The organism is Ideonella lacteola, from assembly GCF_038066555.1.
Classification (GTDB): Bacteria; Pseudomonadota; Gammaproteobacteria; order Burkholderiales; family Burkholderiaceae_C; genus Ideonella; species Ideonella lacteola.
Genome location: NZ_JBBUTG010000010.1, coordinates 132443 through 152990 on the forward strand (window position 1 = coordinate 132443; position 20548 = coordinate 152990).

16 protein-coding genes, 1 pseudogene and 1 riboswitch are annotated in these 20548 nt (G+C 68.5%); of the genes and pseudogenes, 4 read left to right on the top strand and 13 right to left on the bottom strand.

Annotated elements, in window-relative coordinates; genetic code table 11:
• Positions 1 to 244 precede the first annotated feature (244 nt).
• Entirely contained in the window at positions 245 to 3844 is a 3600-nt protein-coding gene (locus tag AACH06_RS16490) for an indolepyruvate ferredoxin oxidoreductase family protein (protein WP_341426835.1), read from the top strand.
• 12 nt (positions 3845 to 3856) lie between these two features.
• Here AACH06_RS16490 and AACH06_RS16495 read toward each other — a convergent pair whose 3' ends face one another.
• The 5 genes from AACH06_RS16495 to AACH06_RS16515 all read right to left on the bottom strand — a co-directional run bounded on the left by AACH06_RS16495 (position 3857) and on the right by AACH06_RS16515 (position 9998).
• Complete coding sequence (locus AACH06_RS16495; RefSeq protein WP_341426836.1) at positions 3857 to 5092, bottom strand: multifunctional CCA addition/repair protein; 1236 nt, start codon at positions 5090 to 5092, stop codon at positions 3857 to 3859.
• On the bottom strand, positions 5089 to 6078 hold the full coding sequence (locus tag AACH06_RS16500) for a complex I NDUFA9 subunit family protein (RefSeq protein WP_341426837.1): 990 nt from the start codon (positions 6076 to 6078) through the stop codon (positions 5089 to 5091). The genes AACH06_RS16495 and AACH06_RS16500 overlap by 4 nt, the downstream gene beginning before the upstream one ends.
• A gap of 22 nt (positions 6079 to 6100) precedes the next feature.
• Complete coding sequence (locus tag AACH06_RS16505) at positions 6101 to 8119, bottom strand: lytic transglycosylase domain-containing protein (protein ID WP_423222045.1); 2019 nt, start codon at positions 8117 to 8119, stop codon at positions 6101 to 6103.
• Between the two features lie 115 nt (positions 8120 to 8234).
• Positions 8235 to 8918 carry a glutathione S-transferase family protein gene (locus AACH06_RS16510; RefSeq protein ID WP_341426839.1) on the bottom strand — a complete coding sequence of 228 codons (684 nt, stop codon included), beginning with the start codon at positions 8916 to 8918 and terminating at the stop codon, positions 8235 to 8237.
• 75 nt (positions 8919 to 8993) lie between these two features.
• Positions 8994 to 9998 (bottom strand): LysR family transcriptional regulator, encoded by a 1005-nt coding sequence (locus tag AACH06_RS16515; RefSeq protein ID WP_341426840.1) that lies wholly within the window; start codon positions 9996 to 9998, stop codon positions 8994 to 8996.
• Between the two features lie 107 nt (positions 9999 to 10105).
• Between AACH06_RS16515 and AACH06_RS16520 the strand changes: the two genes are divergently transcribed.
• Entirely contained in the window at positions 10106 to 10561 is a 456-nt protein-coding gene (locus AACH06_RS16520) for a DUF2917 domain-containing protein (RefSeq protein WP_341426841.1), read from the top strand.
• On the opposite strand, the pseudogene AACH06_RS16525 reads toward AACH06_RS16520, so the two are convergent.
• Together AACH06_RS16525 and AACH06_RS16530 are read right to left on the bottom strand one after the other, a co-directional pair.
• A pseudogene (locus AACH06_RS16525) lies at positions 10546 to 10809 on the bottom strand (TfoX/Sxy family protein); the annotation flags it as partial. The gene AACH06_RS16520 and the pseudogene AACH06_RS16525 sit on opposite strands and share 16 nt — an antisense overlap.
• A 304-nt stretch (positions 10810 to 11113) precedes the next feature.
• On the bottom strand, positions 11114 to 12076 hold the full coding sequence (locus AACH06_RS16530; RefSeq protein WP_341426842.1) for a porin: 963 nt from the start codon (positions 12074 to 12076) through the stop codon (positions 11114 to 11116).
• A 244-nt stretch (positions 12077 to 12320) separates the two neighbouring features.
• On the opposite strand from AACH06_RS16530, the gene AACH06_RS16535 reads away from it, so the two are divergent.
• Positions 12321 to 12911 carry a 5-formyltetrahydrofolate cyclo-ligase gene (locus tag AACH06_RS16535; RefSeq protein ID WP_341426843.1) on the top strand — a complete coding sequence of 197 codons (591 nt, stop codon included), beginning with the start codon at positions 12321 to 12323 and terminating at the stop codon, positions 12909 to 12911.
• A gap of 104 nt (positions 12912 to 13015) precedes the next feature.
• On the opposite strand, the gene AACH06_RS16540 is transcribed toward AACH06_RS16535, so the two are convergent.
• The 5 genes from AACH06_RS16540 to AACH06_RS16560 form a co-directional block, all read right to left on the bottom strand.
• Positions 13016 to 13627 carry an OmpW/AlkL family protein gene (locus AACH06_RS16540; RefSeq protein ID WP_341426844.1) on the bottom strand — a complete coding sequence of 204 codons (612 nt, stop codon included), beginning with the start codon at positions 13625 to 13627 and terminating at the stop codon, positions 13016 to 13018.
• Positions 13628 to 13815: 188 nt separating this feature from the next.
• The gene (metF, locus tag AACH06_RS16545; protein ID WP_341426845.1) at positions 13816 to 14673 is read right to left on the bottom strand and encodes a methylenetetrahydrofolate reductase [NAD(P)H]; all 858 of its coding nucleotides are present in this window, start codon (positions 14671 to 14673) and stop codon (positions 13816 to 13818) included.
• A 9-nt stretch (positions 14674 to 14682) separates the two neighbouring features.
• Positions 14683 to 15447 carry a TlyA family RNA methyltransferase gene (locus AACH06_RS16550; protein ID WP_341426846.1) on the bottom strand — a complete coding sequence of 255 codons (765 nt, stop codon included), beginning with the start codon at positions 15445 to 15447 and terminating at the stop codon, positions 14683 to 14685.
• Positions 15448 to 15587: 140 nt separating this feature from the next.
• Positions 15588 to 17018 carry an adenosylhomocysteinase gene (gene ahcY / locus AACH06_RS16555; RefSeq protein WP_341426847.1) on the bottom strand — a complete coding sequence of 477 codons (1431 nt, stop codon included), beginning with the start codon at positions 17016 to 17018 and terminating at the stop codon, positions 15588 to 15590.
• A 94-nt stretch (positions 17019 to 17112) separates the two neighbouring features.
• Positions 17113 to 17269: riboswitch (S-adenosyl-L-homocysteine riboswitch) on the bottom strand.
• Positions 17270 to 17279: 10 nt separating this feature from the next.
• Positions 17280 to 18524, bottom strand: coding sequence for an aminotransferase class V-fold PLP-dependent enzyme (locus AACH06_RS16560; RefSeq protein WP_341426849.1), 1245 nt, complete (start codon positions 18522 to 18524; stop codon positions 17280 to 17282).
• Between the two features lie 35 nt (positions 18525 to 18559).
• Between AACH06_RS16560 and AACH06_RS16565 the strand changes: the two genes are divergently transcribed.
• The gene (locus AACH06_RS16565; RefSeq protein WP_341426850.1) at positions 18560 to 19366 is read left to right on the top strand and encodes an HAD family hydrolase; all 807 of its coding nucleotides are present in this window, start codon (positions 18560 to 18562) and stop codon (positions 19364 to 19366) included.
• Between the two features lie 27 nt (positions 19367 to 19393).
• On the opposite strand, the gene AACH06_RS16570 is transcribed toward AACH06_RS16565, so the two are convergent.
• Positions 19394 to 20494, bottom strand: coding sequence for a DNA glycosylase AlkZ-like family protein (locus AACH06_RS16570; protein ID WP_341426851.1), 1101 nt, complete (start codon positions 20492 to 20494; stop codon positions 19394 to 19396).
• Positions 20495 to 20548 lie beyond the last annotated feature (54 nt).

Below are 20548 nucleotides of genomic sequence, written 5' to 3' on the forward strand. Positions count from 1 at the left end.
CCGGTGGGTTCGTCAGGAGTGATCGCTGCCTATCAGGGTCTGCGTCCGCCGGCAACGATGTTCCGGTGGTCTGCATGGCCTTCGCATCCGATCAACAACTGTCATCGAATCGCAGTCCAACGCCCGGTTGGAAACGTTTTCCGTCGGCCGTCGCGGGTGCTCGCGGAGCAAGATCCTTCAAATTAGGGATATGGACACCCCCACATTGTCGCGAAATTGACAATCTCTGAGCGACAGGAGATGTATGGGCGCCACTCTGATCCGGCCCAAGGCTGAGCGGCATTCGGCAGCGGGGGGAGACCCGGCAGCCGCCGTGCAGGCCTCCATCGTCAATGGCACGCAAGCGTTGCTGGCCTTGCTCATCGCGCAGCGGCGCCGCGATCGGGCCGGCGGATTGTCGACCGCGGCGTTCGTCAGCGGCTACCGGGGCAGCCCGCTGGGGCGTCTCGATCAACTGCTGGGCCAGCAGCAGTCGCTGCTCAAACGCTGGGACATCGAGTTCCTTCCGGCCATCAATGAGGAATTCGCCGCCACCGCCTGCCTGGGCGCTCAGCGGGTGTCGCTGGATCCGCGCCGGCGCGTCGACGGCGTGCACTGCCTCTGGTACGGCAAGGGCCCGGGCCTCGATCGGGCAGGCGACGCGCTGCGCCACGGCCACGTGTATGGCAGCAGCCGGCTGGGCGGCGTGCTGGTGGTGGTGGGTGAAGACCACGGCTGCATGTCATCGACGATGTCGTTTCAGAGCGATGCGGTGATGCAAGCCTGGTCCATGCCGGTGCTGCACCCGGCGGACGTGGCCGAGTACATCGAGTTCGGCCTGTACGGCTGGGCGCTGTCGCGCTTTTCTGGCGCCTGGGTGGGCTTCAAGGCGGTGTCGGAGGTGGTGGCCTCCACGTCGACGGTGGATGTGCGCCCGGTGCCGCTGTTCAGCCCCGTGCAGGTGCGCTGGAAGCCCCCCGAGCCGGTGCATGTGAGGGCGTCCGATCCGCCTTCGTTGGCGCTGGAAGCCCGGTTGGAAACCAAGCTGCAGGCGGTGCGCGAATTCGCTCGGGTCCACGCGGTGGACCGCGTGCTGGCCGATCCCGTCGACGCCAAGTTGGGCGTCATCACCGTCGGCAAGGCGCATGGCGATTTCGTCGAAGTGCTGCGCCGCGAAGGCATGGGCATGCCGCAGCTGGAGGCCGCAGGCATCCGCCTGTACAAGGTGGGTCTGGTCTACCCGCTGGAGCCGACCCGTGTGCGGGCGCTGATGAGCGGCCTCGACCATGTGCTGGTCATCGAGGAGAAGGCACCCATCGTCGAGCGGCAATTGCGTGATCTGTTGTACGACCTGCCGGCCGGCGAGCGGCCCCAGGTCTGCGGCAAGCACGATGTGTGGGGTCGCCCCCTGCTGCCCAGCGTCGAGCCATTGCGGCCCTCGATGATCGAGATAGCCTGGCAAACCTGGCGGGGCCAGGCGCGCGGCATCACGCCGCCTCCGCGCCCTGTGCTGTCGTTGGTGCCGGCTGAAGCGCCGGCCGCGGAAGCAACGCTGCCCCAGCGCGAGCCTTACTTCTGCGGCGGCTGCCCGCACAGCACTTCCACCCAGGTGCCGGCGGGCTCGCGGGCGCTGGCGGGCATCGGCTGCCACTTCATGGCCAGTTGGATGCAGCGCCAGACCACCGGCTCGACGCAGATGGGTGGCGAAGGCGTGGACTGGATCGCCGCATCGCGCTTCACCCGCGAGCCGCACGTGTTCCAGAACCTGGGCGATGGCACCTACTTCCACTCCGGGCACCTGGCCATCCGCCAGGCCGTGGCGGCGGGCACCCGCGTCACCTTCAAGCTGCTGTTCAACGATGCCGTGGGCATGACAGGAGGCCAGGCGCTGGACGGAAAGCTGACCGTGCCGTCACTCGTGGCCCAGGTGCGGGCCGAGGGGGTGCAGCGCATCGCGGTGGTCATCGGCTCGGACGGCACCACCGCCTGGCGTCCGTCAGACCTGCCGCGTGGCGTGAGCGTGCACACGCGCGACGATTTCGACGCAGTGCAGCGCGAGCTGCGTGAGTGGCCCGGCGTTTCGGTGCTCGTCTATGACCAGATGTGCGCCTCCGAGAAGCGGCGACTGCGCAATCGCCACCTGCGGCCCGATCTGCCGATGCGAAGCCACATCCACCAGCCACTGTGCGACGGATGCGGTGAGTGCGACCGCGTGGCGGGCTGCATGGCGGTGGTGCCCGTCCACCGCGGCGGCGTTCGCAAACGACAGGTCGATCTCTCGGCGTGCAACGCCGATCAGGTCTGCCAACAGTCGGCTTGCCACGCCTTCGTGCAGGTGCACGGCGGGCGCCCGCGGCGCGGCCTGCGCCGGCCCGCCGACCGCACCCGTCTGGAAGCCGCCTGTGCGCGCCTGCCGGAGCCGACCTGGCCGGCGCTGCCGGCCGACTACAACGTGGTGCTGGCCGGCGTGGGGGGTGCGGGCGTCGTCACCCTGAGTCAACTGCTGGTACGTGCCGCAGATCTGGACGGGCTGTCGGCCCGTGCGCTGGACCTGATGGGCTTTGCGCAGAAGGGGGGAGCTGCCGTCAGCACGGTGCGCATCGCTGGTTCGGGGGCGCTGTTGAACCAGGCCCGCATCGATGTCGGACAGGCCCATGCGCTGCTGGCTTGCGACCTGGTGGTGGCCGCGGGCGACGACGTGATGGCGACCTTGCGCCGCGGCCGCACGCGTGTGCTGGCGCATCTGCACGAGACGCCCACCGCCCAAAGCAAGCTGGCCTCGGGCAAGCCGCTGCCCATCCAGGCGATGCTGTCGAAGCTTCAGGATGCGGTGGGTGAACAAGGCCTGCATGCCTGCGATGCGTACGCCTTGTCCGAGCGCCTGCTCGGCGACGGCTTGCCGGCCTATGTGCTGTTGCTGGGCATGGCGTGGCAATTGGGCATGTTGCCGGTGTCGCTGGCCAGCCTGCGGCGTGCCATCCAGCAGCAGGGCATCGATGTGGAGCTGAATCTGGATGCGCTCAGCCTCGGCCGGCTGGCTGCGGCCCGGCCACAACGCCTGCAGCGGCAGGCGCAATCGGCCAGTTGGGCGCCGGTGCTGCCGGCGTTCATGTCGGGCACCCGCGAGATCCGGCTGTCCGAATTGATACGCCGGCAGCGCAACCGCTTGCTGCGCTATGCCGGCAACCGGCGGTTGGCATCGCGTTACCTGCGTCTCATCGACAAGCTCTCGTCGCGCGAGGCCGCCTTGGGCATCGAAGGTCGGCCACTCACCCGTCTGGTCGCCGAACAGTTCTCGCGCCTGTTGCAGGTGCCCGATGGCTATGAGGTGGCTCGACGGCTGAGTGATGGCAGCCTGCAGGCCGAGCTGTCGCGCCGCTTCGAAGGCCACCCCCGGTTCACCATGCAGATCGCGCTGCCGTGGTGGCCGCGGCGAGACGGCCGCGGCGGCGTGCGCAAGCTGTCGCTCGGCCCTTGGGCGGTGCCTTTGCTGCGGGTGTGGGCGGCGTGCCGCGTGCTGCGTGGCACGTCGCTGGATCTGCACGCCTGGCAGCCCACCCACCGGGCCGGCCGTGCGTTGACCGACGAGTACGAGGCGATGCTGCGCGACATGCTGCCGACCCTCAGCGTGGCCAACCAGGCCCAGGCGCGAGAGATCGCCAGCCTGCCCGATGATGTGCGGGGTGTGGGGCCGATGCGCCGGCGCGCCATTGCGCAGGTCCGGCAGGCTCTGGTGCAGGCGCGGGCCCAGTGGCTTCAGGCGCAGGCTCCGGTGCAAGCGGTGGTGGCGGGGCACGATCCCGCTGAAGGCGCCGCCGGAGATCCCTCGGCCGCCGTACCGGGCCCGGTGGCGGCCGCGGCGTGAGGCCGCATCGGCTCAGTCGGCGTCGTCGTTCAGCGCGCGTCGCACCGCGTCCACACGCGCCATGTGCACCCGCTCGCCGATCTGCGGCCCGCTCAGGCCCTGCGCCTGGGCCTCACGGGCGACGGTCTTCACGTCGGCCTGCAGCGCGGCGTCGAGGGCCGTTTGCAGCCGATCGCGCTGCGGATAGGGGCGCGACGCGTGGCCCAGCCGGCCACGCGCATCGCATTCGCAGGCCCAGAGCGCTTCGCTGAAGCGATGCGGCCGGCGGAATGCGTCGCAGCGTTCGAACAACCGGGTGATGGTGGCAGGCCGCAGGTCGGCCGCTCGGTGGATGTTGCTGTGTTCACGTGCCACCAGCAACGCCAGCTCAGCTGGCTCGGTGGGCACCTTCAGGCGGGCAGACATGTCACGGGCCAAGGCTTCGCTGCGGCCTTCGTGTTCGATGTGGCGCGGCCACTCGGCCGGCGGTGTCGTGCCCTTGCCCAGATCGTGGCAGAGACAGGCGTAGCGCACGGTGAGCGGGGTCTGCAGCGTGGCGGCCTGGTCGAGCACCATCTCCAGGTGCACGCCGGTGTCGATCTCCGGGTGGTGCGCCTCGGGCTGCGGCACACCGTACAGCCGGTCGACTTCGGGCAGCAGACGTGCCAGCGCCCCGCCATCGCGCAGCACCTGCAGCATTCGGCTGGGCGTCTTTTCCATCAGGCCCGTGGACAGCTCTTGCCACACCCGTTCGGCCACCAGCGCATCCACCTCGCCGGCCTCGACCATCTGCCGCACCAGCGCAAGGGTCTCCGGAGCCACCGTGAAGCCCTCGAAGCGCGCGGCGAAGCGCGCCAGCCGCAGGATGCGCACCGGGTCTTCGGCGAAGGCGTCGCTCACGTGCCGCAGCACGCGGGCCTCGAGATCGCGCGCACCACCGTAGGGGTCGATCAGTCGCCCGTCCTCGTCACGCGCCATCGCATTGATGGTGAGGTCGCGGCGAAGCAGATCCTCTTCGAGCGTGACGCTTGGGTCTGCATGCACGACGAAGCCACGGTAGCCCGGCGCCGTTTTGCGCTCGGTGCGCGCCAGCGCATGCTCTTCATGGGTGTGCGGGTGAAGGAAGACAGGGAAATCCTTGCCCACCGGCAGGTAGCCGGCCGCCACCATGTCCTCAGGGGTGCTGCCCACCACCACCCAGTCGTGGTCGTTGACCGGCCGGCCCAGCAGGGCGTCGCGCACCGCGCCACCGACGATGTAGCGCTTCATGTCGGGTGTCGGGCGCGCAGGGCCTCAAGCCGCGACGTGCCGTGTCGGGGGCTCAGGTATCCCGGGGCGACGCTGTCGAGCGTGGCGGGCTGGATGCCCAGCGCGGGCAGCCCCGGCTGGCCTGGCGTGGCGATGTTGGGCACTTGCATGGAGTCGAGGTTGTCGCGGCTCATCAGCGGCTCGCCAGGCAGGCATTCGAACAAGGCCGCCTGCAGCCGGCCCATCCACATCGGCAGCGGCACGATGGGGCGGGCATGGCCCGCGTACCGTCCGGCGGCTTGCACCAGCTGCGCCAGCGTCAGGACCTCGGGCCCCACGCACTCGTAGGTTTGACCGATGGTGGCGGGTTGTTCCAGGCAGCGGGCGATGGCCTCGGCCAAGTCGCCCACCCACACCGGCGCGAACCGGGCCTCACCACCGGCCAACGCCATCAGCGGCAGCACCCGCTGAAGGCGTGCGAAGAGGTTGAGGAACTGGTCCTGCGCGCCAAACACCACCGAAGGTCTCAGGATGGTGAGGTCCAGGTCGGCCGCGCGCAGGAAGGCCTCGCCGCGGGCCTTGCTGCGCAGGTACTTCGAGGGGGCCTCGGCACTGGCGCCGATCGCGCTCACATGCACCACGCGACGCACGCCGGCGGCCTGGCACGCCTGGGCCAGCCGCCGGGGCAGCGCCGCATGGGCCCGGTCGAAAGCCGCTTCGTCGCCGTGCAGCACCCCGACGAGGTTCACGATGGCCGAGGCGCCCGCCACGAGGCGCTGCAGGTCGCCATCGTCGTGCACGTCGGCTTGCACCACGTCGACCGTGGGCAAATGGCTCAACCGCTGTGCATGGGCCCGGTGCCGAGTGGGCACGAGCAGGCGCGGTCTGCGCGCCTGGTGGGCAGGCCGGCTCAGCACCTCGGCCAGCGCACGCCCCACGAAGCCGGTGCCGCCGATGATCAGCCAGTAGGCCTCGGATTGCTCAAGCCGTTTCGGCAAGTCGTGCATGGTCAGAACACCCCGGTGAGGATCAAGGCAGGTCCGCGTCCACCGGCGGCGCACCGGCTGCGCGCGGCCCGATCGAACGACCCAGACGCGCCTTCAGCGAGGCCGGTTTGCCGCCGATCAGGCCCGCGTAGATGGTGGCGTTGGACAGCACCTTCTTCACATAGTCCCGTGTCTCGTTGATGGGGATGTTTTCGGCCCAGATGGCCGGCTCGACGACGGGGCCTTCGCGCCAGCGGCGCGGCCGTCCCGGCCCGGCGTTGTAGGCGGCGGCGGCCATGGCCTGCGAGCCACTCAGGTCGTCCAGCACCAGCTTCAGGTAGGCGGTGCCCAGGCGCAGGTTGGTGTCCCGGTCGGTGATCATCGTGGGCTTGTAGTCCAGGCCGATCTTCTTGGCCGTCCAGCGCGCGGTGGCAGGCATGATCTGCATGAGCCCCGAGGCGCCGACGTGAGAGCGCGCATCCATGATGAAGCGCGACTCCTGCCGGATCAGGCCGTACACGTAGGCCGGGTCGAGGTCGATGTCCTTCGCCTTGGCGAGCACCTCGGCGCGCATGGGCATCGGAAAGCGCTGCTCGACGTCGATCTCCGATTTCGTGCGCTCGCTGGTGTTGATGCAGCGGTCCCAGATCTCGCGCTCGCAGGCCCATTGCGCCGCAGCCAGCAGCTCGCGATCACTCATGCCGATGAGGGTGAAGTTCCACTCGCGCACCCCTTCGTTGCGCAGGCCGATGCCGATGGCGGCGAGTGCCCGCTGCAAACCGGGGCGGGCCCGCGCCGCGCTGCGTTCGGTGTCGCTGGGCGCCGTGGGCCGCGCGGGCAGGGCCGGGGGGGCGCCCAGTTCCTCGGCGGCGAGCATGCCGTAGAAGTGCAGTTGCCCGGCGAGTGTTTCCATCACCTGCCGGGCCTCGGCGCGGGCGGCGTCACCGGCTTCACCCGGCTTGGCCTGCGCCTGCACGGCACGGGCGCGCCAGTACTGCCAGGTGGGGTCATTGCGCTCGGTGATGCTCATCGCGTCGATCGCGCGTTGCGCCAGCCGCCACCGTTCGGCGCCTTCGCCTTGGCGCAAGGCCGCACGGGCCAGCCAGCCCAGTGTTTCGTCGCTCCAGTCGGGCGTGTCTTCGAGCTTCTTGGGCAGCGTCTTCCAGGCCGTCCGCACATGGGCCAGGGCTTCAGGCTTGAGGCCGAGGGCGGCCTGCTTGGCCACCTGTGCCCGGGCCCAGGCGCCGTGTTCGGCGCCGAGGATGTCGCCCCAGCGGTCGTCGAGCAGGCGAATGGCGGCGTCCAGGTCGTTGGCCGCCACTCGCGCAATCGCCAGCGATGCCAGCTCGGTGCGCAGGTGGCCGATGGCGTTGGCTTTCAGCGCCAGGTAGCGCGCCGGGTTGTCGAAGATGTCGGCCATGGCCTTGCCGGCAGCTTCGCTGAACAGCGAGGCCGTCTGGCGCGCCAGCTTCTGGCGGTTGTTCTCGGTGGCATGGCGCAGCTTGCGCAGCACATCGTCGGGCGTCAGCACTTTCGCCTCGAACAGTGTCTGGCCGAGCAACTGGCAGCCCTCATCGGGCTCGCGTTGCGCCATCCACGCCCGACGGGCGGTGTCGCGAACGTCCTTGCCGGCGAGGTGGTCGATCAGCTGCGCGTAGCAGGTCACCTCGCGGTCGTCGTTCATCTTGAAGCGAGGCAGGTCGCGCGCGAAGGTGTCGAAATCGCGCCGGTGGCCGAGTTCGAGCAGCCAATCGTTGCGCAGCCGGTCTTCGACGTAGCTGCCGGGCCAGCGCGCATAGAAGGCCTCGACCTCGTCGGTGCGGGCCTCGCCCAGCCGCGAGGTCAACTCCCAGTAGTCGACCCAAGGGGCCAGTGGGTGGCGAGCGTCGAGTGCCTGGGCGCGGAGCGAAGAGAGCTTGGTGCGGTCGCGCTTGGCAAAGGCATCGCGTGCGGCGCGGATGAGTTCGTCGCGGTCGCTCGCGGGCGACGGTGTCTGGGCCAGGGCCGAGGTAGGGCTGAACAGCGCCGCGCCGAGCACCACGCCAGACCACGCGATGGCCATGGCAGCGGCCCGACGCCACGCGGCGTGCGTGAAGAAGAAACGGGGCATGCGGTCAATGTACCGCAGCCCCTGACGGCGCTCGGTGTGCGAGGGCTTGCCGTAGGCTCTCTCGTGCTCAGCGCGCGGTGCGGTAGGGTTCTTCGAAAGGCAGGAAGTCGCGCTCGGCCAGCGCGCCGGCCACCCAGGCCTGGACACCTGCTGAGGCCCACAGGTGGTCGGCCCAGGCGGCGGCCGGGCCGGCCAACGGCAGGCCATAGGTGCGCACCCGCGCCACCACCGGCGCGAAGAAGGCATCGGCCCAGCTGTAGTTTCCAAACAGGAAAGGGCCTCCCGAATGCGCCAGCGCGTCTTCCCAGGCCTGTGTCAGCCGCGCCAGGTCGGCTCGCACCGCGGGTTGTTCGGCCATGACGCGGGCGCCCACCTCGGGCAGGTGGGCTTCGATGTTCATGCCGCAGTGGCTGCGCAGGGCGCGAAAGCCGGCGTGCATCTCGGCGCACAGGCTGCGCGCCCGGGCGCGGGCGTGGCCGTCGCGCGGCCACAGGGCGTGCTGCGGAAAGCGCTCGGCCACGTATTCGGCGATCGCGAGCGTGTCCCAGATGGCCAGCCCGTCGTCCACCAGGACCGGCACGGTGCCTGCCGGCGTCACTGTCGCCAGCGACTGCTTGAAGGCCGATCCGGTGTCGAAGCTGTCGAAGCGCAGCATCACCTCTTCGAAAGGGATGCCGAACTGACGCAGCGCCACCCAGGGGCGCATGGACCAGGAAGAGTAGTTCTTGTTGCCGATGTAGAGCTGCAGCATGGGGCGGTCACCGTCCAGGGCGAAAGAGGGCCCCCGATGCTAGAGGTAGCCCGCCGCGCTGGTGATGCGATCTCGTCATGGATGCGATGCGCCCGGCGCATCGGACGGCTCGCTTTCGCCAATCGCGCGCCGTGTCTCGGCTGCGTGCTGGCGCACAAAGGCCAGTAGCGCCGCCAGTTCGGGCCGCGGCTCGCGCCCCGCGCGAGCGGCATGTTGCAGCGGCACCATCCAGTAAGCGAACGGCGATCGCAGCCGCAAGGCAGGGCCGAAGGGCTCGACCAGTTCGCCGCGGGCGAGCGCGTCGTGCACCATCGGCAACCAGGCCAGGCCGACCCCTTGGCCGGCCACCACCGCCTGGATCTGCTGGTGATTGAAATTCACGCTGTACCACCGGCGAGGCGCCATGTGCGCCAAGCCCTGCGCTGACAGCCAGGCCGGCCAGGCCAGGACGGATGCGGCCGGCGTGTTGTCCTCCACTTCCACCAGCGTGTGGTGGGCCAGATCGGCGGGTGTGGACAGCGGTGGTGCGTCGCCGCGCTGGATGGCATCGGCCATGCGGGCGCTCACCACCGGCGTGAGCACCTCGCCGAACATGCGTTCAGAGCCCGGCGGTGCGCGCTCGGGCCGGCAGTGGCGCAACAGCAGGTCGAGTTCGGGGTCGTCGGTGTCGGCCAGGCGGTCCGTCGCCGACAGGCGGATGTCGATGCCCGGGTGGCTGCGCTCGAAATCGGTCAAGCGCGGCATCAGCCAGAGCGTCGCGAACGAGGGAAAGGTGGACAGGCTGATCTGCGCACGGCCCTGCGCGAGGCGGATCTGGCGCACCGTGGCGTCGAGCCGCCCCAGCATCGGCTCGACGGCACGCAACAGGCTTTGGCCCGCGTGGGTGAGCTCCACGCGTCGGGTGCCACGGTTGAACAACGCGGCGCCGAGTTCCTCCTCCAGGCTCTTGATCTGCCGGCTGATGGCAGGCTGGGTGAGGTGCAGGTCTTCGGCGGCGGCGCTGAAGCTGAGCCGCCGTGCCACGGCCTCGAAGCTTCGAAGAAAGTCCAGCGACAGCGGGCGCGTGCTCGGCTTATTCATAACGAAATGTGATCAATCGGGCTTGTCGAAAGCATTGGTGTTAACCCCAGAGATTGCCGAAGATGCAGTCCATCGGGGAACAGTCCCTGACCGACAGGAGATTGATGATGAGCACGCATCCTTTTGCTTCCCTGGCCCTGCCCGAGCTGGACGAGCCCAGCAGCCTGGCCCTGCCGCACGCGCGGCGTTGGGTGGCCACCGATGCGGGCTGGGTCAGCGTCCAGTCCGGCCGCGCCTGGCTGACGCGTGACGGCGATCTGGACGACCACGTTCTCGTCACGGGCCAGCGCCTGTGGCTGCGCCGGGGCGACGTGTTGACCGCCGAGGCCTGGCAGGCGGGCGATCCGGTGTGGCTGGTCTGGCGGCCCGAGCCGGATCAGGCAGGCCCGCTGCCCTTCCTGGGCGGTTTCGTGGCCTTGGCGGCGGGGGCCTTGGCACGCGCGGCGCGCGGCCTGGCGGGTGGCTTGCTGGCCCTGGCCCGCAGCGCCGAAGCCAGCGCCTGCCGTGCCCAGGGCAGCATCTGCGCCGGCGAATCCATGGCGTCGGCCGGAGCGCTCCAGTAACTCGTGGCGGTCTTTCGGCCGTTCGCGGTCTCGAACTCGAAGGGCCGACAGCCCGCGGCCTCGAAGGCTGGCCGGCCCTCGTCGTCGGTCTTCAAGTACAGCTCTTCGCCGATGATGATCGCGACGAAAACCTCGTCGACATACAGCCCGTGCCCACCGAACATGCGCTTGACGCGCACGGCACCGAGCGGGCTCAGCAGTTCGCTGCACCACCGCACGGTTTCCTGGGCCTGGGGGCTGAGAGGCATGGGGCGAGTTTAGGGCCCGGGCGGCGCGTGTGACCTGGCCAGTCTGATACCGAGGCCGCCCAGGCTGGCGGGTGGCTGTACGAACGGAGTCGGGCTGCGCCCTGTCACATTCGGTGGCATTCGACACAACGCCCCGCTGGCGCCATGGCCACCGTGGTCGTGCGGCCCACGCGGGCGAAAAAAAGGGGTCACCGGTGAAGGTGACCCCAACATCTCTTGAGCATGCCTGGGTGCCGCGTCCCCACGCGGCAGCATGCCCGAGACCTCTGAAACGTTGTCGAGTTGATCGGCCGGGCGGCGCCGATCAGAAGTTGTGCTTGATGCCGATGTCGTAACCGGTCGTTTTCAGGTTGTCCGGCACATTGTCTCGGCCTTCGTGCGTGACGTCAGCATAAATCGTTGTGCGCTTGGACAGGGCGTAGTGATAACCCAGGCTGAACTGGCGATCGTTGATCACGTCGGCCGTCGTGTTCTTCAGCTCGCCATAGCTGGCGCGCAGCTCGCCTTGGCCGATCGGCGCTGTGGCCGACACCAGGTACGAGCGGGCCTTCTGGTCGCTGCCGTTGCGGCCGGTGCCGAAGAATGCACCCACCTTGACGACGCCGAAGTTGTAGCTGCCGTTGATGGTGGCCCAGTAGTCGTCTTCGTCGGCCGGGTTCTCGTAACCCACGCCCAGCACGATCGGGCCATTGGTCCAGGCGCCGCCCAGGCTGTACGGGCGCTTCTCCGCCACGCCGGAAGCGGGCGTGTTGCCGTCGGCCTCGGCGACTTGGGCGCCGAAGGTGAAGCCGCTGGCGCTGAAGCGGTAGTTCACGCCGTTGCTGTAGCGGTTGGTGCCGATGCGGCCGTTGACGATGCTGCTGTTGGAGGCCACGGTGTCCGTGCCCCACGGGTCGGCCACGAGCTGGCTCAGCGCGTAGGCCGGGTTGTCTTCACGGCCTAGCGTGATGCGACCGAAGCCACCTTCGAGGCCGACGATGGCCTTGCCGTCCCAGAAGGCGGCCTTGGATTGCGTGCCATCGTCGGCGTTGAAGCGGTGTTCGATCTGGAACACGGCCTTCAGACCGTCACCCAGGTCTTCGGTGCCGCGGAAGCCCAGCCGGCTGCCCGAGCCGTTGCGGACTTCATTGTTCTTGACCGCGTCAGCCTGCTGGGCGACCGACAGGTCGACCCGGCCGTACACGGTGACGGACGACTGAGCGAAGGCGCTACCGCTGAACGCGGCGACCAGGGCCAGAGCAAGGGGAGCCAGGGAGCGAGAGGTCATGGGTACCGATGTCTTCAGAAGGGACGCGAAGTCCGGGAAAACCCGACTCTAGGTGGCGCACCGGAGGGCACCAAGATGGATCTGGCGAACGCTCCATTGCTAAAACAGCAATAACCAGTCATTTGGCTGCCACAGTTCTTGTGGATTTCTTTCCAAATCAAGGCCTTAGGTCAGGCCGGATCGACACCCCGCGTCGTCGCCGCCCCGGCACAATCAACACCTCCGTATCGCCCATGCCACGGTCATGACGCTGCCGTTCAAGCTGAATCTGGAGCCCTCCCGGGACAAAGCCGTGCTGCGCAAGCAATTGCAAGCCGAACGCATGGGCCTGCTGGATCGCCACCAGCGCGCCGCCGACCTGCAGGAGGTCCTGCAGGTGTGGCTGATCACCCGGCGTGAGAAGACGATCGGCGCCTACTGGCCGATCAAGGGCGAATTCGACGCGCTACCGGCGCTGTATCGCTGGAGCGAGGGCCATGACGAGCGCCGCATCGGCTTGCCGGTGATGAATCGCGAGACCAAGCAGCTGCGTTTTCACGTCTGGTACCCCGGCTGCCCGATGGAAGAAGACGCCTACGGCATTCCCAAGCCGAAGGACACCGAAGAGTTCCACCCTGAGCTGCTGCTGGTGCCCTGCGTGGGCTATGGGCCCAAGGGCATTCGCCTGGGCTACGGCGGTGGTTTTTACGATCGCACCCTCGCGGCCATCGAGCCGCGGCCGGTCACGGCGGGCCTGGGCTATGCGCACGGCTTCGTGCCCTGGCTCGAGGGCGAGCCGCACGACATCCCGTTGGACGCCGTGCTGACCGAAGAAGGGGTGGTCTGGCAGCGCTGAGCGCTGTGGCGACGGGGTGGCCGCGTTCAGGCCCATGCAGGGCCGCCGACTGCGGAGGCCTTGCATGCCCAAAGCGACGGCCGGGCGCGACCCGGCTCAGGCGTTCAGAAGCGCTTGCCGAAACCGATGCTGGCCAGCCAGGGGTTGACCTTGAAGTCACCCACCTTGTTGCCGAAGGACGAGACTTCGGTCTGGATCTGAACCTTCTTGACGTCCAGGTTCAGCAGCCAGCCACCGCCCATCGGGATGTCGGTGCCCAGTTGCGCAGCCCAGCCAAAGCTGTCCTTCTTCAGAGAGGGTTGCAGCGCCGCATCGACGTCGGAGTTGAACTGCACGTCTGACAGGTGGGTGTAGTTCAGACCCAGACCCACATACGGCCGCCAACCGCCCAGCTGGGTGAAGTGGTACTGCGCCGTCAGCGTCGGCGGCAGGTGCTTGAGGCTGCCGATCTTGGCGCCGGCCGACTTCACGTCGTGCTTTTGCGGGTAGGTGAGGATCAACTCGAGCGCGAAGTTCGGGTTGATGAAGTAGCTGATGTCGACCTCGGGGATGACCTTGTCGTTCACCGACAGGTCCAGCCCGGTCGAGTCGTCGTTCTCGGACGTGAGGCTGACGGCGCGGGCGCGGACGATCCAATCACCTTGATCCTGGGCCTGCGCGGCGAACGGCGACAGGGTGGCGGCCAGCGCGGCCAGGGCGATGAGTTGGCGCTTCATGAGACTCTCCTTCTAGGTTGCAATAGGCATGGCATGCGTGCCATGGCTCCATTGCATCGAAGGCGCCTGCCTACGCTCTTGCCGTGACGCAACCCGACTGCGGACATACCCGCAAACGGCACGACGTTTTGACGTGCCTCAGAAGTTGGTGAGGCACCGCGATGCGCTGGCGCCACACCTGCCGGGCTTCAGCGCCCGAGGCGCCGACAGATTTCCAGCGTGAGCGGGCTCTGGTTGAGCGTGTAGAAGTGGATGCCGGGCGCGCCGCCGGCGATCAGCCGCTCGCACAGCCGGGTGACGATGTCCAGGCCGAACGCGCGGATCGAGGCCGCGTCGTCGAGGAAACCCTCCATCTTCAGCGCCGCCCAGCGTGGGATCTCGATGCCGTCCCGCGCCGCAAACTGAGCGATACGCGCGTAGTTGTGGATGGGCATGATGCCCGGCACGATGGGCACGTCCACCCCCATGGCGCGCACTTCGTCGACGAAGTGGAAATACGCGTCAGGGTTGAAGAAGAACTGGGTGATCGCCGAGTTCGCGCCCGCGCGCACCTTGTCGGCGAAGAACTGCAGGTCGCGCTTCGCGTAACGCTGCTGCGGGTGGTACTCGGGGTACGCCGCCACCTCGATGTGCCAGTCGTTGCCTTGGGTCTCGCGGATGAACGAGATCAGCTCGCTGGCGTAGCGAAACTCGCCGGCGGTGGCCGTGCCGCTGGGCAGGTCGCCGCGCAATGCCACCAGGCGGCGGATGCCTTGCTCGCGGTAGGTCTGCAGGATCTCGGCGATGCCGGCGCGGGTCGAGCCGACGCAGCTCAGGTGCGGCGCGGCTTCATGGCCCAGCGCCGCGATGTCGCGCACGGTGGCCAGCGTTTTTTCGCGCGTCGAGCCGCCGGCGCCGTAGGTGACGCTGAAGAACTCGGGCTGCACCGCGGCCAGCTCCTTCACCACCGTCTTCAGCTTGTCGCTGCCGACGGGTGTATTGGGCGGGAAGAACTCGAAGCTGATCGGCACGGGGCGCGACGAAGGGGATGACGAGGTGTCGGTCATGAAGGTGTCTCAAGGGGTCGGGGCCCGCCGGGCCTCGATGAAGAACTCGCGGTTGCCATCACTGCCGGTGGTGGGGCTGTCTCGCCAGGCCACCCATTGAAGCCCGAGTCGCGCGCAGGCCTTGCGCATCTTGGCTTCCACATGGCCGTACGCGGCGGGGCTCTTGACCAGGCCGTTCTTGCCGATGTCGACCGGCTGCAGCTCGAACTGGGGTTTGACCAGCATCAGCAGCGTGCCCTGCAGCGACAGCAGGGGCACCAAGGCCGGCAGCACCAGCCCCAGCGAAATGAACGACAGGTCTCCGGTGATGAAGTCAAAGCCGACCTCGGGCATGGCATCGCCCAGCTGCTCGCGGGTCAAAGATCGGGCGTTGACGCCTTCGAGCCCGACGACGCGGGGGTCTGCCGCCAGTCTCGGGTGCAACTGGCCATGGCCCACGTCCACGCCCACCACCCGCTTCGCGCCCGCGGCCAGCAGCACATCGGTGAATCCGCCGGTGCTCTGGCCCACGTCCAGCGCCGTTTGGCCCTGAACCGACAGGCCGCTGTCGCGCAGTGCGCCTTCCAGCTTCAGGCCGCCGCGGGAGGCCCAACGGAGCTCGGCGTCGTCGGTGACTTCAATGTCGCAGCCTTCGGGCAGGTCGTCACCCGCCTTCTTCGGCACCGTCCAGCCTTTGGGGCCCAGCCAGCGCACGGCACCGCGCTCGATCAGCCGCTGAGCGGCCGAACGGCTGGGGGCGAGGCCCTGTGCCACGAGGAGTTGATCAGCTCGCATGTTGAATCGAAGACAAGCGGTGTGGCGAGCGGCCCGCGGACCGGGCGCAGAGGCGCGGGAGTGCGAACGCACGTCCTGTACGTGGGGAACTCCGGCGACTCTGCGACGACGGGCTGCGCGCTAGCCGCGCCAAGGCCGCGTCAGTACCGATAGGTGTCGGGCTTGTAGGGGCCGGCCTTGGAGACGCCGATGTAGGCGGCCTGCTCGTCGGTCAGCTCGGTGAGCTTGGCGTTGAGCTTCTTCAGCTGCAGGCGGGCCACCTTCTCGTCCAGGTGCTTGGGCAGCACATAGACTTTGCCCACTTCGTAGTCGGCCTGCTTGGTGAACAGCTCGATCTGCGCGATCGTCTGGTTCGCGAACGAGCTGCTCATCACGTAGCTCGGGTGGCCGGTGGCGCAGCCCAGGTTCACCAGGCGGCCCTTGGCCAGCATGATGATGCGCTTGCCATCGGGGAAGATCACGTGGTCGACCTGCGGCTTGATCTCTTCCCACTTGTACTTGTCGAGCGACGCAATGTCGATCTCGTTGTCGAAGTGGCCGATGTTGCAGACGATCGCCTGATCCTTCATCTTGAGCATGTGATCGTGGGTGATCACGTTCTTGTTGCCCGTGGCGGTGACGAAGATGTCGGCCTGCGAGCAGGCTTCGTCCATCGTGACGACGCGGTAGCCTTCCATCGCGGCCTGCAGCGCGTTGATGGGGTCGATCTCGGTGACCCACACCTGCGCCGACAGGGCGCGCAGTGCCTGGGCCGAGCCCTTGCCCACATCGCCATAGCCGGCGACCACGGCCACCTTGCCGGCGATCATCACGTCGGTGGCGCGCTTGATGCCATCGACCAGGCTCTCGCGGCAGCCGTAGAGGTTGTCGAACTTGCTCTTGGTGACCGAGTCGTTGACGTTGATGGCGCGGAACAGCAGCGTGCCCTTGGCGCTCATCTCGTTCAGGCGGTGCACGCCGGTGGTGGTCTCTTCGGTCACGCCGATGATCTGGGCGCTCTTGCGGGTGTACCAGTTCTTGTCGACGGCCAGCTTGGCCTTGATCGCGGCGAACAGCTCGCGCTCTTCCTCGCTGCCCGGGTTGGCCAGCAGAGAGGCGTCCTTCTCGGCGCGCTGGCCCAGGTGCATCAGCAGCGTGGCATCGCCGCCGTCATCCAGGATCATGTTCGGGCCTTCGCCTTCGGTGAAGGCCGGGCCGAATTCGAAGATGCGGTGGGTGTAGTCCCAGTAGTCCTTCAAGGACTCGCCCTTGTAGGCGAAGACGGGGGTGCCTTCGGCCACCAGGGCGGCGGCGGCGTGGTCTTGCGTCGAGAAGATGTTGCAAGAGGCCCAGCGCACCTCGGCACCGAGGGCTTGCAGCGTCTCGACGAGCACGGCCGTCTGGATCGTCATGTGCAGGCTGCCGGTGATGCGCGCGCCCTTGAGCGGCTGGCTCGCGGCGAATTCTTCGCGGATCGCCATCAGGCCGGGCATCTCGGTCTCGGCGATCTTGATTTCCTTGCGGCCCCAGTCGGCGAGCTTGATGTCGGCGATGGCGTGATCGGGGGTGGTCTTCAGAACGGCAGCGTTCATGGGGTTCTCCGTGTTCGGGCGTGACTGATCGCCCGCGCCTGCGGTGGAAGGGGTGGAGAAAAAAAGACACACAGCCCACCCACGACACCATCGGTGCGGGTGAGCGCCGTTGCAAAAGCATCGCCTCAAGGTCGTCGCCAGCGACGCTGCACGGTCGGCGATGAGGACATCGCCTGGGCAGCCCGTCGAGGGCCTTGGGGGGTTCCGAGCCTGGGGCCAGGGGTGTCGGCCTTGCAACGCTCCTCGGAACGAGGTGTGATTCTAGCGGCGGCCCGCGAACGCGGCCAAGGCCTTCGTGAAGCGCTCCACGTCCTGCGCGTCGTTGTAGGCCTGCGCCGAGAACCGCCAGTACAGCCGTCCCGGCGGCCCGGCCGAATCCTCGATCGCCAGGATCTGTGCTTCGATCGCGGCGTCGGCGAGCAACTGGTTCTTGAGTTGCGTCGCCGCCCCGGCGCCACGGCCATGCGCTTCGGGCAGCGGCAGCGTCACCATGCTGGCCACCATCGACGGCGGGGTGCGCCATGCCAGGCCCCATTCGTGCGTCAACTGCTCGGCCACTTCCCGGGCGAAGGCATGGTTGCGCGCCCACAGGGCTTCGCGGCCCCCCAACTGCTCGTCGATGAACTTCAGCCCGTCCGGGGCGCAGAGAAACGGCGTCGGGTCGCGCGTGCCAACCCAGTCGAACTCGGCGATCCAGCCGCCGCCAGCACCCCAGCTGATCACCGGCGGGTGAAGGCTGGCTCGGTGCTCGGGGGCTGCCCACAGCAAGCCGGCGCTGCGCGGCGAGAAGGCCCATTTGTGCAGGTTGCCGGTGTAGAAGTCGACGCCGAGCGAGGGGATGTCGAGCGCCATGGCGCCGGGCACGTGGGCGCCATCGGCCAGCACGGCGACGCCGCGCCCGCGGCACAACGCAGCCAGGCGGGCCAGCGGCATCACCAGCGCCGTCTCGGGGCTGACGTGGTCGAGCACGGCCAGCCGTGTGCGCGGGCCCAGGGCGGCGGCCAGCGCATCCACCAACTCATCCTCGCTGGCCACGGGGAAGGGCAGGTGGGCCGATCTGACCGTGGCGCCCGCGCGGGCGGCATGGTGGGCGGCCGCCCGGGAGACGGCGCCGTAGGTGCGGTTGGTCACCAGCACTTCGTCGCCGGGCCGCAGCGGAAACGAAGCCAGCACGGCATTCGCCCCCGCGGTGGCGTTGTCAACGAAGACGATGTCGTTGCCCTGCACACCGAACCACGGAGCGATGGCCGCCGCCGCCGCCCGCAACCGGGATCGGGGGCCATCGGGCAGGGCACGGTCCGGCGCCTCGTCGGGCCGGCCGATGGGGGTGAGCTCCCGCAGCAGGAACCGGGCGGGTTGCCTTTCGATCTCGTCACGCAGCGCGGCCTGGGCGGCCATCACCGCTTTCGGCACGGCACCGACGGTGCCATGGTTGAGGTAGGTGATGGCGGGGTCAAGCGGCCACAGCGGCAGCAGCGCTCGGCCGAAGTTCACGGGGCTGGGCATGCAGGCATTTCAGCACGCATGGGACACTGCCGCGCATGAGCCGTGCTCCATGGACACCGGATCGGGCCTGGGCCCGCGTGCCCCCATCGCGACTGATCGGGTTGAAGGGGGTGTTGACCGACATCGACGACACCCTGACCTGCGACGGTGTCATTCAGCCCGCCGCCCTGCAGGCCCTGCATGCGCTGCACCAGGCAGGCCTGCCCGTCATCGCCATCACAGGCCGGCCGGCGGGCTGGAGCGAGCCTTTCGCTCTGAGCTGGCCGGTGCGCGCCATCGTCGCCGAGAACGGTGGCGTGATGTTGCGCCGCCAAGCCACCGGCGAGCTGCTGCATGAATTTGCCCAGGCCGCGCCGGAGCGCGACCGCAACCTGGCCCGTCTGCGTGCCTGCGCACAGGCTGTGCTGCAGGAGGTGCCGGGCGCTGTGTTGGCGCGGGACAGCGCAGGCCGCCTGACCGATATCGCCATCGATCACAGTGAATTCGCCCACCTGGCCCCGGCACAGATCGATCAGGTGGTGGCGGTGATGCGCTCGCACGGATTGACGGCAACTGTCAGCTCCATCCACGTGAATGGCTGGATCGGCGAGCACAGCAAATGGACGGCTGCGCACTGGGCCGTGCAAGTGCTGGGTGACCCGGCATTCGATCCCGCCCAGTGGCTCTACGTGGGGGACTCCACCAACGACCAGCTGATGTTTGAGCGCATGCCGCTGTCGGTGGCGGTGGCTAACGTGGCGCGCTTCTGGGACGAGCTGCGTGTGAAGCCGACCTTCGTCACCGAGCGTGAGCGTGGCGAAGGTTTCGCCGAGGTCGCGGCGTCGCTGCTGGCCTGCCGCTGAGCGGCCGAAGCTGCCGCGGCGACAGGATCAGGTGCTCACGCCCAGGAAGTCGGCCAGCCGCTGGCGCTCTTCGTCCAGTGCCAGTCTGAAGCTCGCATCTCGGGGTGCCTTGCCGGCCACGTAACCGCAATCGACCTGCAGGCGGTCTTGCCGCACTGAGGCATTGGCCCAGCCGATCACCTGGTCTCGCCACAGCAGCGGCAGCGCGTAGTAGCCCAGTTGGCGCTTGGGCGCTGGCGTGTAGGCCTCGAAACGATAGGCCCAACCCCAGAAGTGCTCGAAGCGGCGTCGGTCCCAGGCCACTGGGTCAAACGGGGCCAACAGGTGCACCCGCTCGGGCACCCGGTGTCGCCGCGAGGACGGGTCTTCGTCCACCGGCCAGAACCAGTCGGTGCCGTTGACCTTCGCCCTGGCCAGCCGCACCTTGGCGCGGGCCAGGGCCTTGCCACGATCAGACTGCCACTGCGGCGCCCCAATGAACACGCGGCTGACCAACTGGCCCAGCGTTGCCAACGGCAAGGGGGCGTACTTCGCGACCACCAGGTCGACGAGGGCGTCCATGCGGGCGTGCACTTCGGCGGGATCATCCACCGGTTCGTGCGTGTTGCCCGGTGCGTAGACACGCACCCCACTGTCCCGACGCGCCACCCGCAGCAGGCCGCGGTAGTGCATCTGGTCGAGCAACTGGGTGCTGGCATTGCTGGAGCCGCCGAACCAGTTGCGGGTCTTGCCGTGAGCGAAATGCGCGTCCACCTCGCGCGGGTGCACGGCGCCCCTTTCGCGGACGAAGGCGAGCACCTCGTGGGCTTGCGCCAGCCTCGACGCCGGCCACACGGTGCGCGGTGTGCGTGGGTGCATCAACGCCAGGTGCGCCCGGGGCAGGAACCCGTAGTTGACAAAGAAGTCTTCCTCGATGCCCAGGCGGGGATAGCGCCGCTCCAGGTCACCGGCGGCGTAGCCGGTGACCCGGTGGCGCAGCGTCAGGTCCTGCGCCCGCGCCGGTGCGCGGATCGGGTCGGCCTGGACGAAGCCCAGGCGTTCGATGGCACGGGGCAGCGTGGTGGGCTTGAAGAGGCTGCGAGCGATGGCGTAGCGGCGCAGGTCATCGAGGGTGAGCGGACGTGGCATGCCGGGATGATGCCGCAGAGCCGTCGGCTCCGAGGGCCCTGCGGGTGTGACTTG